This is a genomic window from Pseudomonas monsensis (assembly GCF_014268495.2).
Lineage (GTDB): Bacteria > Pseudomonadota > Gammaproteobacteria > Pseudomonadales > Pseudomonadaceae > Aquipseudomonas > Aquipseudomonas monsensis.
In genome coordinates, this window is record NZ_CP077087.1 from 1,227,763 (window position 1) to 1,240,840 (window position 13,078).

Genomic DNA, 13,078 nt, shown 5'->3' on the forward strand with positions numbered 1-13,078 from the left:
GGTTTTGTGTTGGATTCGCCCCTCACCCCAGCCCTCTCCCTAGGGAGAGGGAGCCGATTTGTGGGCTTTTCAAAATCTGAGTTCGACTCGGTATCGCACGTCGGCGTATCTCTTCCAGTCCACGCGGTCAGTCCCCTCTCCCTCCGGGAGAGGGCTAGGGTGAGGGGCTTTTGATCTGTTTCAGAATCTGAGTTCGACTCGGTATTTCAGGTCGACGTAGTTCTGCCAAACACCGCGGTCAATCCCCTCTCCCTCCGGGAGAGGGCCAGGGTGAGGGGCTTTTGATCTGTTTCAGAATCTGAGTTCAACACTGCAATCGCACGTCGGCGTACCTCGCCCAAACACCTCGGTCAGTCCCCTCTCCCTCCGGGAGAGGGCTAGGGTGAGGGTTGGCTTTTGGTTGTTTAAATTTGTGTCAAATAATCAGAACCTTCCCACAAGGTTTTCAGGTTATCCGTCGGACGTGGGCTCTCTAGGCTCTGGTTGTCGCTGAATGTTCAGCGATCGGGTGTGAGAACCCGTCGAGCTTGAAACTAGCACCAGTAAGACCATAATTGCGGCCGACTTATAAGCTGTCGCGATGCCTTATGGCGGCTGTGTGCGGGCAGACTTCGGTCTGGCCGGTTTTCTGCTCACCGGTTTCTCACTCCGCACATAGCTGCCACCCTTTACCACGTGAGAAATGGCTAAGGGCTGGCTCGAATGACGAGCAGATTTTCATGAAAGATAAAATTGTCCCCGATCCACCCCTCGAACCCACAACCCCACTCGCTGAAGCCATCCGCGCCGACGACCTCGCCAAAAACCGCGAAGCCATCAAACGCGCCCTGGATTTTTACCTCAGCCCCGACCCGGTCAAACCCCGGCAACCCAGTACGATGTTCCTGATCCAGCCAAACATCGACACTGAAAGCCTGTTGGCGCATGCCTATGAGTCACTGGCGTCGGCGAATACGCTGGCAGGTAATTTTGCGGATCAGTTGGGCCGGCCCGAGCGTAATACGGCGTTGGCGATTCAGCAGATCATCATGCTGGCCGAGCTGGCGGTGAACCGGGCGCTGGATCGGGTTGATCCGCAGACCTGAGACCGCGTTATCGTTCTTCGCGAGCAGGCTGATTCCTACAGGGGAACACATTCCAAATTGCAGGAGTGAGCCTGCTCGCGATGGCGACGGAACATTCAACACAAAAATCACGGGCATAAAAAAACCGCCGATCATTCACCGATCGGCGGTTTTTCATTCAGCCCACATCAAATCACTGCATCAACACTTCAATCGAGCCATCAGCCGTCATGCTGACCTGGCTGGTACCGGCTTCAACTTCCGGCGTCACTGGCGCTGAATCCATGGCCGCCGCTTTCATCATCATCGGGGCGCGCATGTACGGTTGTGGATAACCGTTGCTGTTGAGGTTCAGGTTGACGATTTTGTAGCCCTTGCCGCCCAGAGCGTCGGTGGCCAGTTGGGCGCGGGCCTTGAAGGCGGTGACGGCTTCCTTGAGCAATTGGTCTTCGCTGGCCTTGCGGGTCGGGTCGGCGATAGCGAAGTCCATGCCGCCCATTTTCAGGTCGGTCAGCAGTTCGCCGGTGAGTTTGGACAGGGCGGCGAAGTCGGCGCTTTCCAGGCGCAGTTCGGCGCGTTCGCGCCAGCCGGTGATTTTCTGGCCCTTGGTGTCGTAGATCGGGTAGCTGTTGCGGCTGCCCTGGCGCAGGGTGATGTCTTTGACTTGCTTGGCCTGGGCCAGAGCCTTGTTCATGGTGGTGCTGACGTCGGCGGCGAGTTTGGCCGGGTCGGTGTTTTGTTCTTCGGTGTAGAGGGTCACGATCATCAGGTCGCGGGCCACTTCCTGGCTGACTTCGGCGCGCAGGGCAATCTGGTTGTAGTGCAGCTCATCGGCGGCCAGGGCTGGAAGGCTAGCGGCGCTGCCGACGGTCAGGGCGAGAAGGGCGGCGCTGCGGCGAAATGTGTGCATGAAGGCTCCTTGATAAGGGCGCAGGTGTTGGTTCGGGCCTGCGTGAACCATCAGACTCCAGAAAGCAGCTTCAAGTTGCAAGCCTCAAGCTACAAGCCAAACGCTTTCACTTGTAGCTTGCAGCTCGAAACTTGCAGCTTTTGCGGTGTGGTCGTTTGCCGCACTTTCGCCTCTCAAGGCCGCGGCTTGGTTATACTCCGTGCGATCCGCCTGGAGCGCTCATCAGGAGAGCTCATGCTCGCCCCCGTACAACTGACTTCCGCCACTCGCCAGAACCTCTGGCGGCTGACCTTCATCCGCACCCTGGTGCTCGCTGCGCAGGCGGGCTCCGTCGGCCTGGCCTACTGGCTGCAACTGCTGCCGTTGCCGTGGGTGCAATTGGCGATGACCCTTGGCTGCTCGACGCTGCTGTGCGTGTTCACCGCCGTGCGCCTGCGCACATCGTGGCCGGTGACCGAGCTCGAATACGCGTTGCAGCTGGCGTGCGATCTGGTGATCCACAGTGCGCTGCTGTATTTCTCCGGCGGTTCGACCAACCCGTTCGTTTCCTATTACCTGGTGCCGCTGACCATCGCCGCCGTGACGCTGCCGTGGCGTTATTCGGTGATTCTGTCGGGTATTGCGCTGGCGCTGTACACCTTGATGCTGACGCGTTTCTACCCGCTGGAAACCCTGCCGGTGGCCCGCGAGAACCTGCAGATCTATGGCATGTGGCTGAGCTTTGCCCTCGCGGCGGCGGTCATCACGTTCTTTGCTGCACGCATGGCCGAGGAGCTGCGCCGCCAGGAAGAGCTGCGGGCGATCCGCCGTGAAGAAGGCCTGCGCGATCAGCAGTTGCTCGCCGTCGCCACCCAGGCTGCCGGCGCGGCACATGAACTGGGCACGCCGCTGGCAACCATGAGTGTATTGCTCAAGGAAATGCAGCAGGATCATCCCGACCCGATGCTGCAAGACGATCTGAAAGTGCTGCAGGATCAGGTCAAACTGTGCAAAGAGACCCTGCAACAATTGGTGCGTGCTGCCGAGGCCAACCGGCGGATGGCCGTGGAGATGCAGGACGTCACCCAGTGGCTCGACGAAGCGCTGAACCGCTGGCACCTGATGCGTCCGGAAGCCAGTTACCGCTTCCAGCGTCTCGGTCAGGGCAGTGTGCCGCGCATGGCGCCGCCGCCGGATTTGACTCAGGCGCTGTTGAACCTGCTCAACAACGCCGCCGACGCTTGCCCGGAAAATCTCCAGGTCACCCTGGACTGGGACGTCGAGAACGTGACCATCAGCATTCGTGACCACGGTGCCGGCGTGCCGCTGGCCATCGCCGAGCAGATCGGCAAACCTTTTTTTACCACCAAGGGCAAAGGTTTCGGCCTGGGCCTGTTTTTGAGCAAGGCCAGCGTGACACGCGCCGGCGGCTCAGTGAAACTCTACAGTCATGAGGAAGGCGGCACGCTCACCGAGCTGCGCCTGCCCCACGGCGCCCGAGGAGACCAACATGAGTGACGAAATCCAAGTCGAAGGCGAAGAGCTGCCGCATCTGCTGCTGGTCGACGACGACGCGACCTTTACCCGTGTCATGGCTCGCGCCATGGCCCGCCGCGGCTTTCGCGTGAGTACCGCAGGTTCCGCTGAAGAGGGCCTGACCATCGCCCAGGCTGACCTGCCGGACTACGCCGCGCTGGACCTGAAAATGGACGGCGACTCCGGCCTCGTGCTGCTGCCGAAGTTGCTGGAACTGGACCCAGAAATGCGCGTAGTGATCCTCACCGGTTACTCGAGCATTGCCACCGCTGTCGAAGCGATCAAGCGCGGTGCCTGCAACTACCTGTGCAAGCCGGCCGACGCCGACGACGTGCTGGCCGCGCTGCTCTCCGAGCACGCCGACCTCGACAGCCTGGTGCCGGAAAACCCGATGTCGGTCGATCGCCTGCAGTGGGAGCACATCCAGCGGGTGCTGACCGAGCACGAAGGCAACATCTCCGCCACTGCCCGCGCCCTGGGCATGCACCGCCGCACCCTGCAGCGCAAACTGCAGAAGCGCCCGGTTCGTCGCTGAACCTGCGCTGAACGGCTATCTTCAGCCCTCGCGATAAAACGCACCGATCTACTATGATCGGTGCGTGTCTGTTCTTTTCTATATTGAGCCTTATCCATGAATCAGAACGCTGAATATTCCGCGGTCAACGATGCTGTGCGCGGGCAGTTTTTTCGCAAGGTTTGGGGAATCATCACGCCTTATTGGCGCAGTGAAGAGAAGGGCAAGGCCTGGACGCTGTTGATCGCAGTGATCGCGCTCTCGCTACTGAGCGTGGGTATCTCGGTGTGGTTCAACACTTGGTACAAGGACTTTTACAATGCGCTGCAAAAGAAGGATGAAGCGGCGTTCTGGCAACTGATCCTGTATTTCTGTGCGATTGCGGCTGTGGCGATTATCGGTGCCGTTTACCGGCTTTATCTGACTCAGATGCTGACGATTCGCTGGCGGGCCTGGCTCACTGAAAAGCATTTTTCCCGATGGCTTGCCGACAAGAATTACTACCACCTGGAGCAGGGTGGTTACACCGATAACCCGGATCAGCGGATTTCCGAAGACCTCAACAACTTCACCTCCAACACGCTTGAACTGGGCATCGGGCTGCTGCGCAATATTGTCAGCCTGGTGTCGTTCTCGATCATTCTGTGGGGCGTGTCGGGCAGTATCGAGGTTTACGGCATCACCATTCCCGGCTACATGTTCTGGTGTGTGCTGGTTTACGCGGTGGTGGGCAGTTGGCTGACGCATTTGATCGGTCGTCGCTTGATCGGTCTGAATAACCAGCAACAACGTTTCGAAGCCGACCTGCGTTTTTCCATGGTGCGAATTCGCGAGAATGCCGAAAGCATCGCGTTGTACAACGGCGAACCGAACGAGAATCGCCGATTGAGCGCCCGCTTCGGTAATGTCTGGCACAACTTCTGGGACATCATGAAAGTGTCCAAACGCCTGACATTCTTTACCGCCGGTTACAGTCAGGCGGCCATCATCTTTCCGTTTATCGTGGCTTCGCCGCGTTACCTGTCCGGTAAGATTGAGCTCGGTGAGCTGATGCAGATCAGCTCGGCATTCGGCAACGTTCAGGAAAGCTTCAGTTGGTTCATCAATGCTTACCAGAGCCTCGCTTCCTGGCGCGCCACCTGTGATCGACTGCTGAGTTTCCGCCAGGCCATGACCGACAACGAAGACCGCACTCCCGCCATTGATGTGCAGAATCAGGGGAGCGAATTGAAGGTGCACAACCTCGGTCTGGATCTGGCCGACGGTCGTCATCTGCTGACCAATGCCGATATGACTGTCGAGCCGGGCGAGCGGGTGATGCTCAGCGGCCGCTCCGGCAGCGGCAAGTCCACGTTGCTGCGGGCAATGGGGCATTTGTGGCCGGCGGGGCACGGCAACATTCGGCTGCCGGCGGCGCGGTATCTGTTCCTGCCGCAGAAACCGTATCTGCCGATCGGCACCCTGCGCGAGGCGCTCAGTTATCCACAACCTGGCGACACCTACGCGCCGGAGCGTTATGCACAAGTGCTGGAAACCTGCCGCTTGCCGCATCTGGTCGCGCGGCTGGACGAGGCCAATCACTGGCAGCGCATGTTGTCGCCGGGCGAGCAGCAACGTTTGGCCTTCGCTCGTGCATTGCTTTACGCACCGCAGTGGCTGTACATGGATGAGGCGACTTCGGCGATGGATGAGGAAGACGAAGCGACGCTGTATCAGGCACTGATTGATCAGTTGCCGGGTCTGAGCATTGTCAGCGTCGGCCATCGCAGCAGTTTGAAACGCTTCCACCCACGGCATGTGCGGATCGACAGCGGCCATTTGGTTGAACAGACCGTGACTGCCTGATCAACACACATCCCATGTGGGAGCTGGCTTGCCAGCGATGGCGTCGGTTCAGTCGACATCTTCATCGACAGGTATGGCCTCATCGCTGGCAAGCCAGCTCCCACAGGTTTTGTATGGAAATGGAAAGTGATCGTACAACCCGCTTGAGCTATCATGCCCACAAGCCGAATTTTCGAGACCCGATGCACACCATGGAAAACCTGATCGACACCCCGCGCCTCCCACGCAAGCGCCGCAGCCTGGCCCAGGAACTGGTGACGGTGCTGAGCGAGCAGATCCGCGATGGCCTGCTCAAGCGTGGCGACAAGCTGCCCACCGAGTCGGCGATCATGGAAGCTCATGGGGTCAGCCGCACAGTGGTGCGCGAGGCGATTTCCCGTTTGCAGGCCGCCGGTCAGGTGGAAACCCGTCACGGCATTGGCACTTTTGTGCTCGATACCCCGAGCCCGAGCGGTTTCCGGATTGACCCGGCCACCGTCGTTACCCTGCGGGATGTGCTGGCCATTCTCGAATTGCGCATCAGCCTGGAAGTCGAGTCGGCCGGGCTCGCGGCGCAACGCCGCAGCCCGGAGCAACTGGCAACCATGCGTGCCGCTCTCGATGCGCTCAACGAAAGTGCTGCACACGCCAGTGACGCGGTTGCGTCGGACTTCGCCTTTCACCTGGAAATCGCGCTGTCCACCGGCAATCGTTATTTCACCGACATCATGACCCACCTGGGTACCAGCATCATTCCGCGTACGCGGCTGAATTCCGCGCGCCTGGCGCATGACGATCAGCAGCACTACATGAGCCGTCTGAGCCGCGAGCACGAAGAAATCTACGAAGCGATCGCCCGTCAGGATTCCGATGCGGCCCGTGCCGCCATGCGTCTGCACCTGACCAACAGCCGCGAACGATTGCGCCAGGCCCATGAAGAGGCGCAGGCGCAGCGCTGAGCCTCAGGTTTCGATGCAGAGCATCAGCGGCTCGGAACACGGCTCCAGACTGGACTCATCGGCGAACTTGTAGCGCAGCTCAACCTCTTCGTTCAGATAGGTTTCGAGCGCCTCCCTGGGGATGCGCAACTCGATACCGTTGAGTTTCAATGCCTCTTCGCTGGCATCGTCCCAGATCCCTGTGGGCTGGGTCTGCCCTTGCCAGTCGGGGTCTTCGGGATCGGCGCCGAGAATCGGGTAGACCTCCCAGTTCGCCGGAATGTCGGTCGCGTCAGGCACCTGAAGGATCAATTCGTCGCCGAGTGTCGACAGGCTGACAGTGGCTTTTTCCGGTGGGTGACCGGGGGCTTGGGAAAGGACTGGTGGGGCAAAAGTCATGGGTTCGCTCTCCGTGCGAGGTGAGCCGTGATCCGTTCACGGCGGTTTGTGCACGGTACGGGCCTTTGCGCAGAGGCGCTTTAAACCGTTCGTTGCCAGCTATTTCAATTTCCTTTTGCAAGCGCTGTCGCAGGCGGCGACCTTTAGATCTTGATCATTAAAAATCAACGTCAAAGGATCGCAGCCTGCGGTAGCTCCTGCAGGGAAGGGGTTAGAGGGTGGGCAGAATCGAGCGATCCACTCTCACGGCCAGCGGCCCGGTGACGGGTTTGGCGTTAAACGTCGCGTATCCCTGATCATCCACGGTCGCCCGGGCAATTGGCAGGCCTTTGGCCAACAGTTCCAGCGGCGCACCCTTGAGCGATTGGCCTGAGGCCAGTTCCAGTTTCAATGTGATCGTCATGGTGTTCTCCTCAATTGACGTTGCCGGTGGGCTGGTAGTTCTTGAGCAAGAGATAGGTGCTCCAGCCCCACCAGTCGTCGATGGTCGCGGTGTCGTTGAGGTTGTTGACGTCTTTGCGCCGCAGTACTTTGCCGCCCTCGACCCGGAACAGCGGCGAGAAGTTGCTGGAAAGATTCAGTACCGCCGTCAGATCCGGCACCCGTTGCAGCGCGGCGAACGCCGACGGAGCGGGCGCATTGCCGCTGAGATAGGCGGCGAAGACTTCATCCGCCGAGGCCTGCACAGCCAGATTGACCTGGGTGCGGTTGTCCGCGTCGCTGGCCTCGAAATAGCGCTTGTCGCCGAAGGCACGCCATTGAGCGCCATGGGCGTTGCGCACCTTGAGGCCGAATTTGCTGTCTTCGTCGTGCATGAAGCGGGTTACCAGCGAGCCAAGGTCGCTCGGCGTCACCACCGCCGCCATCTCTTTGCGCGGCACGCGCAGGTGCCCGGAAGAGAACAGGTCGGTGAGGAAATGGTCGGCGAACGCGTTCATCGCGTAGGCCCTTTCCAGCTGTTGCTCATCGTGACTGGCCCGGGCCGCGACGGCGGTCTGCAGGGCGGCGGTGTGGCCGGCGATGTAGGCCAGTCTGGCCCATTCGCCGAAGTGATCGGCGTTGTTCGCCGCCAGTTTCAGATAACGCCCAAGCGGGAACAGCGCCGAGACAAAGCTGCCGCCGCCGGTGAGCTTGTTCCACTCTTCCGACAACGTATCTCCTAGCGCATCGTAGGCTTCATGCGGTTGTTTACCGTCCTTGATCGCCTGTTTAACCGCGTCGATCTCTTTCTGCATGACCGCGAGGATCTGCGGCGCCTCGGCACGGGACGCCGACAGCACGGCAAGGGAATCGAAGGCAGCGTTGAAGCGGTTCAGGCGATCGGCCGGGGTCGCCCCTTCGTTGATCGGCCGGTCGACCACACCGTAGAAATCGCCGCCCAGTGCCAGGATCTGGCCGTAGGTCAGGGCGAGGCCGTTGGGCAGGTGTAACGGCACGTTTTGCGCACGGATCGGTTCGGCGGTTTCGCTGAAGCGCAGCAGGGTGTTGTCGCCGATGGCCGTGTGTTCAGCGCCTTCGAAGCGCAATTGCGCTTTGCCTTTGAGCGGTTTGCCGGGGAGGCCGGTGACCTGTTCGACATCGCTGTGGGCGTCGGCAATGTGCAGCACCAGATGCGGGTTGTCGGTGCTGAAGCGGATGCCGGTCTTGGTGAACAGATCATCGAAACGGGCGATGACCGGCTTGGGTCTTTCCTGTGGTTTGGGCTGTAGTCCGGACATTTCTTTCTCCTTGATATGTCATCGGCGGGTTTAATTTAACTGTATGCATATACAGTTAAATCGAGCCTAGATGAGAATTTTCCTACGTCAAGAAAGAATCCTGTCCGACAAAAAATGCTGGTCAGCGATGAAATGCAGTTGACGGTTATCTTTTAAGTTGTACGATGACCTACAACTTCAGCGCTGGCTGAATCATAAAACTCACAAAAAACGTTGCTACCCAGGGTGTTCGAAAAATGAATCCACAAGAACTGAAGTCCATCCTCTCCGCCGGCCTGCTGTCCTTCCCGGTCACCGATTTCAACGCGCAGGGCGATTTCAACCGCGCGGGCTATATCAAACGTCTGGAATGGCTGGCCCCGTATGGCGCTTCAGCCTTGTTCGCCGCCGGTGGCACCGGTGAGTTCTTCTCCCTGGCTGCCAGCGAATACTCGGAAATCATCAAGACGGCCGTCGACACTTGCGCAACGAGTGTGCCGATCCTCGCCGGTGTCGGTGGTTCGACTCGTCAGGCCATCGAATACGCTCAAGAAGCCGAGCGTCTGGGTGCCAAAGGTCTGTTGCTGCTGCCGCACTACCTGACCGAAGCCAGCCAGGACGGGGTTGCCGCCCACGTTGAAGCTGTGTGTAAATCGGTGAACATCGGCGTAGTCGTCTACAACCGCAACGTTTGCCGCCTCAACGCGCCGCTGCTGGAACGTCTGGCCGAGCGCTGCCCGAACCTGATCGGTTACAAGGACGGCCTGGGCGATATCGAGTTGATGGTGTCGATCCGCCGCCGCCTCGGTGATCGCTTCAGCTACCTCGGCGGCCTGCCGACCGCTGAAGTCTACGCCGCTGCCTATAAGGCGCTGGGCGTGCCGGTTTACTCGTCGGCGGTGTTCAACTTCATCCCGAAAACCGCGATGGACTTCTACCACGCGATCGCCCGTGAAGATCACGCCACCGTCGGCAAAATCATCGACGACTTCTTCCTGCCGTACCTCGACATCCGCAACCGCAAAGCCGGTTACGCCGTGAGCATCGTCAAGGCAGGCGCAAAAATCGCCGGCTATGACGCCGGCCCGGTGCGTGCCCCGCTGACCGACCTGACCGCCGAAGAGTACGAAATGCTCGCCGCGCTGATCGACAAGCAAGGTGCGCAGTAACACCCGATAAAAGCGAGGCCGCTGAGCAATCAGCGGCTTTTTGCGTGAAGGCTTTGAGATGTGAGGGCTGCCCCTGTGACAACTGCAAAACGCTACGACAACTACATCAACGGTGAATGGGTTGCCGGTGCCGACTACTCGGCCAACATCAACCCGTCGGAACTGAGCGACAACATTGGCGATTACGCCAAGGCCGACCTGACTCAGGTTCACGCCGCCATCGACGCCGCCCGCGCGGCCTTCCCGGCGTGGTCGACTTCGGGCATTCAGGCCCGTCACGATTCGCTGGATAAAGTCGGCACCGAGATTCTGGCTCGTCGCGAAGAACTCGGCACCTTGCTGGCCCGCGAAGAGGGCAAGACCTTGCCCGAAGCCATCGGCGAAGTGACCCGCGCCGGCAACATCTTCAAATTCTTCGCCGGTGAGTGCCTGCGTCTGTCCGGCGATTACGTGCCGTCGGTGCGTCCGGGCGTCAATGTTGAAGTCACCCGCGAAGCACTCGGCGTGGTCGGTCTGATCACCCCGTGGAACTTCCCGATTGCAATTCCGGCGTGGAAAATCGCGCCAGCCTTGGCCTACGGCAACTGCGTGGTATTGAAACCGGCCGATCTGGTGCCGGGTTGCGCCTGGGCACTGGCCGAAATCATCTCCCGGGCAGGCTTTCCGGCCGGCGTGTTCAACCTGGTGATGGGCAGCGGTCGCGTGGTTGGCGATGCGCTGGTGCAGAGCCCGAAAGTCGACGGCATCAGCTTCACCGGGTCGGTGGGCGTGGGTCGACAGATCGCGGTCAACTGCGTGTCGCGCCAAGCCAAAGTGCAACTGGAAATGGGCGGCAAGAACCCGCAGATCATTCTCGACGACGCCGACCTCAAACAAGCGGTCGAGCTGTCGGTGCAGAGTGCGTTCTACTCCACCGGCCAGCGTTGCACCGCTTCCAGCCGCTTGATCGTCACTGCCGGGATCCACGATAAGTTCGTCGAGGCGATGGCCGAGCGCATGAAGTCGATCAAGGTCGGCCACGCCCTGAAATCCGGCACTGACATCGGTCCAGTGGTTTCCCAGGCGCAGCTTGAGCAGGACCTGAAGTACATCGACATCGGCCAGTCCGAAGGTGCGCGTCTGGTCAGTGGTGGCGGTCTGGTGACCTGTGACACCGAAGGTTATTTCCTCGCGCCAACGCTGTTTGCCGACAGCGAAGCGTCGATGCGTATCAGCCGCGAAGAAATCTTCGGTCCGGTGGCCAATATTGTTCGCGTGGCGGATTACGACGCGGCGCTGGCAATGGCCAATGACACCGAGTTCGGTCTGTCGGCGGGTATCGCCACCACTTCGCTGAAGTACGCCAACCACTTCAAGCGTCACTCGCAGGCCGGGATGGTGATGGTCAATTTGCCGACCGCTGGCGTCGATTACCACGTTCCGTTCGGGGGCCGTAAGGGTTCATCCTATGGCTCACGTGAGCAAGGCCGCTATGCGCAAGAGTTCTACACCGTGGTGAAAACCGCCTATATAGGCTCCTGACACACGCAATACCCGTAGGAGCTTGCCTGCAAGCGATAGCATCACCGCGGTGTAACTGAACAACCGCAGTGATGCTATCGCCGGCAGGCCAGCTCCCACAAAAGACCGACCAAAGAAGATTCACCCGCGCATAAAAATAATCAGTGGGAGTACATCTACATGCAATCGTCCAAGCCGACTCACGTCCGCTATTTGATCCTGCTCATGCTGTTTCTGGTGACCACGATCAACTACGCCGACCGCGCCACGATCGCCATCGCCGGCTCCAGCCTGCAAAAAGATCTGGGCATCGACGCGGTCACCCTCGGCTATATCTTCTCTGCCTTCGGTTGGGCCTACGTGGCCGGGCAAATTCCCGGCGGCTGGTTGCTCGATCGCTTCGGCTCGAAAAAAGTCTATGCCCTGAGCATTTTCACCTGGTCGCTGTTCACCGTGCTGCAAGGCTTTGTCGGTGAGTTCGGCATGTCCACGGCGATTGTTGCGCTGTTCATGCTGCGCTTCCTCGTCGGTCTGGCGGAGGCGCCATCCTTCCCGGGCAACGCGCGCATCGTCGCCGCGTGGTTTCCGACCGCTGAACGCGGCACCGCTTCGGCGATCTTCAACTCGGCGCAATACTTCGCCACCGTGCTGTTCGCGCCGCTGATGGGCTGGATCGTCTACAGCTTTGGCTGGGAGCACGTGTTCATTGTCATGGGCGTGTTCGGCATCGTCTTCTCGGGGATCTGGCTCAAGGTTATCCACAGCCCGCGTCAGCATCCGATGGCCAACGCAGCGGAAGTGCAGTTCATCGCCGACAACGGCGGCATGGTCGACATGGACCAGAACAAAGGCAAAAAGGCTGACGGGCCGAAGTGGGATTACATTCGTCAGTTGCTGACCAACCGTATGATGCTCGGCGTGTACCTGGGCCAGTACTGCATCAACGGCATCACTTACTTCTTCCTGACGTGGTTCCCGGTGTACCTGGTGCAAGAGCGTGGCATGACCATTCTCAAGGCTGGTTTCATCGCCTCGTTGCCGGCGATCTGCGGCTTCATCGGTGGTGTGCTCGGCGGAGTGATTTCCGATTACCTGCTGCGCAAAGGGCATTCGCTGACCTTCGCCCGCAAGGCGCCGATCATCGCCGGGTTGCTGGTGTCCAGCAGCATCGTGGCCTGCAACTATGTCGACGTTGAATGGATGGTCGTGGGTTTCATGGCGTTGGCGTTCTTCGGCAAAGGCGTGGGCGCGCTGGGCTGGGCGGTGGTCTCCGACACCTCGCCGAAACAGATCGCCGGCCTGAGCGGTGGCCTGTTCAACACCTTCGGCAACATCGCTTCGATTACCACGCCGATCGTGATCGGCTACATCATCAGCTCCACCGGATCGTTCAAATGGGCGCTGGTGTTCGTTGGTGCCAACGCATTGGTTGCGGTGTTCAGCTACCTGGTGATCGTCGGCCCGATCAAACGCGTGGTACTCAAAGAGCCGCCAACCCATGGCGGTACTGAAGCCACCGGCAAATTGTCTCAAGCGCATTCCTGAGGA

General features: G+C 59.8%; 12 protein-coding genes. 8 read left to right on the forward strand and 4 right to left on the reverse strand.

Annotated elements, in window-relative coordinates:
* Nucleotides 1-719 precede the first annotated feature (719 nt).
* A complete protein-coding gene (locus HV782_RS05140) occupies nt 720-1,085 on the forward strand; it encodes a DUF6124 family protein (RefSeq protein WP_186748604.1) in 366 nt (121 codons plus the stop codon).
* A gap of 172 nt (nt 1,086-1,257) precedes the next feature.
* Here HV782_RS05140 and HV782_RS05145 read toward each other — a convergent pair whose 3' ends face one another.
* The gene (locus HV782_RS05145) at nt 1,258-1,974 is read right to left on the reverse strand and encodes an SIMPL domain-containing protein (RefSeq protein ID WP_123464609.1); all 717 of its coding nucleotides are present in this window, start codon (nt 1,972-1,974) and stop codon (nt 1,258-1,260) included.
* A 234-nt stretch (nt 1,975-2,208) separates the two neighbouring features.
* Between HV782_RS05145 and HV782_RS05150 the strand changes: the two genes are divergently transcribed.
* From HV782_RS05150 to HV782_RS05165, 4 genes are all read left to right on the forward strand, one after another.
* Nucleotides 2,209-3,471 (forward strand): ATP-binding protein, encoded by a 1,263-nt coding sequence (locus HV782_RS05150; protein WP_123464611.1) that lies wholly within the window; start codon nt 2,209-2,211, stop codon nt 3,469-3,471.
* Nucleotides 3,464-4,024, forward strand: a complete 561-nt coding sequence (locus HV782_RS05155) for a response regulator transcription factor (RefSeq protein ID WP_003221630.1) — start codon at nt 3,464-3,466, stop codon at nt 4,022-4,024. Before HV782_RS05150 ends, HV782_RS05155 begins: the two co-directional genes overlap by 8 nt.
* A gap of 96 nt (nt 4,025-4,120) precedes the next feature.
* The gene (locus HV782_RS05160) at nt 4,121-5,848 is read left to right on the forward strand and encodes an ABC transporter ATP-binding protein/permease (protein WP_186748603.1); all 1,728 of its coding nucleotides are present in this window, start codon (nt 4,121-4,123) and stop codon (nt 5,846-5,848) included.
* 191 nt (nt 5,849-6,039) lie between these two features.
* The gene (locus HV782_RS05165; RefSeq protein ID WP_177490658.1) at nt 6,040-6,786 is read left to right on the forward strand and encodes a FadR/GntR family transcriptional regulator; all 747 of its coding nucleotides are present in this window, start codon (nt 6,040-6,042) and stop codon (nt 6,784-6,786) included.
* Between the two features lie 3 nt (nt 6,787-6,789).
* Here HV782_RS05165 and HV782_RS05170 read toward each other — a convergent pair whose 3' ends face one another.
* The 3 genes from HV782_RS05170 to HV782_RS05180 all read right to left on the reverse strand — a co-directional run bounded on the left by HV782_RS05170 (nt 6,790) and on the right by HV782_RS05180 (nt 8,882).
* Entirely contained in the window at nt 6,790-7,164 is a 375-nt protein-coding gene (locus tag HV782_RS05170; RefSeq protein WP_186748602.1) for a hypothetical protein, read from the reverse strand.
* 211 nt (nt 7,165-7,375) lie between these two features.
* A complete protein-coding gene (locus HV782_RS05175; RefSeq protein WP_186748601.1) occupies nt 7,376-7,567 on the reverse strand; it encodes a hypothetical protein in 192 nt (63 codons plus the stop codon).
* A 10-nt stretch (nt 7,568-7,577) separates the two neighbouring features.
* The gene (locus HV782_RS05180) at nt 7,578-8,882 is read right to left on the reverse strand and encodes a phospholipase (protein WP_186748600.1); all 1,305 of its coding nucleotides are present in this window, start codon (nt 8,880-8,882) and stop codon (nt 7,578-7,580) included.
* A 236-nt stretch (nt 8,883-9,118) separates the two neighbouring features.
* Here HV782_RS05180 and kdgD point away from each other — a divergent pair, with 236 nt between their 5' ends.
* From kdgD to HV782_RS05195, 3 genes are all read left to right on the forward strand, one after another.
* Complete coding sequence (gene kdgD, locus HV782_RS05185; RefSeq protein WP_186748599.1) at nt 9,119-10,030, forward strand: 5-dehydro-4-deoxyglucarate dehydratase; 912 nt, start codon at nt 9,119-9,121, stop codon at nt 10,028-10,030.
* A gap of 75 nt (nt 10,031-10,105) precedes the next feature.
* On the forward strand, nt 10,106-11,551 hold the full coding sequence (locus HV782_RS05190) for an aldehyde dehydrogenase family protein (protein WP_186748598.1): 1,446 nt from the start codon (nt 10,106-10,108) through the stop codon (nt 11,549-11,551).
* Nucleotides 11,552-11,710: 159 nt separating this feature from the next.
* Entirely contained in the window at nt 11,711-13,075 is a 1,365-nt protein-coding gene (locus HV782_RS05195) for an MFS transporter (RefSeq protein ID WP_123464624.1), read from the forward strand.
* The last annotated feature ends 3 nt before the right edge of the window (nt 13,076-13,078 follow it).

Bases quoted from the DNA above. Each gene is read 5' to 3' on its own strand.
- HV782_RS05140 (WP_186748604.1), top strand. From the start codon at position 720: ATGAAAGATAAAATTGTCCCCGATCCACCCCTCGAACCCACAACCCCA.
- HV782_RS05145 (WP_123464609.1), bottom strand. From the start codon at position 1,974: ATGCACACATTTCGCCGCAGCGCCGCCCTTCTCGCCCTGACCGTCGGC.
- HV782_RS05150 (WP_123464611.1), top strand. From the start codon at position 2,209: ATGCTCGCCCCCGTACAACTGACTTCCGCCACTCGCCAGAACCTCTGG.
- HV782_RS05155 (WP_003221630.1), top strand. From the start codon at position 3,464: ATGAGTGACGAAATCCAAGTCGAAGGCGAAGAGCTGCCGCATCTGCTG.
- HV782_RS05160 (WP_186748603.1), top strand. From the start codon at position 4,121: ATGAATCAGAACGCTGAATATTCCGCGGTCAACGATGCTGTGCGCGGG.
- HV782_RS05165 (WP_177490658.1), top strand. From the start codon at position 6,040: ATGGAAAACCTGATCGACACCCCGCGCCTCCCACGCAAGCGCCGCAGC.
- HV782_RS05170 (WP_186748602.1), bottom strand. From the start codon at position 7,164: ATGACTTTTGCCCCACCAGTCCTTTCCCAAGCCCCCGGTCACCCACCG.
- HV782_RS05175 (WP_186748601.1), bottom strand. From the start codon at position 7,567: ATGACGATCACATTGAAACTGGAACTGGCCTCAGGCCAATCGCTCAAG.
- HV782_RS05180 (WP_186748600.1), bottom strand. From the start codon at position 8,882: ATGTCCGGACTACAGCCCAAACCACAGGAAAGACCCAAGCCGGTCATC.
- kdgD (WP_186748599.1), top strand. From the start codon at position 9,119: ATGAATCCACAAGAACTGAAGTCCATCCTCTCCGCCGGCCTGCTGTCC.
- HV782_RS05195 (WP_123464624.1), top strand. From the start codon at position 11,711: ATGCAATCGTCCAAGCCGACTCACGTCCGCTATTTGATCCTGCTCATG.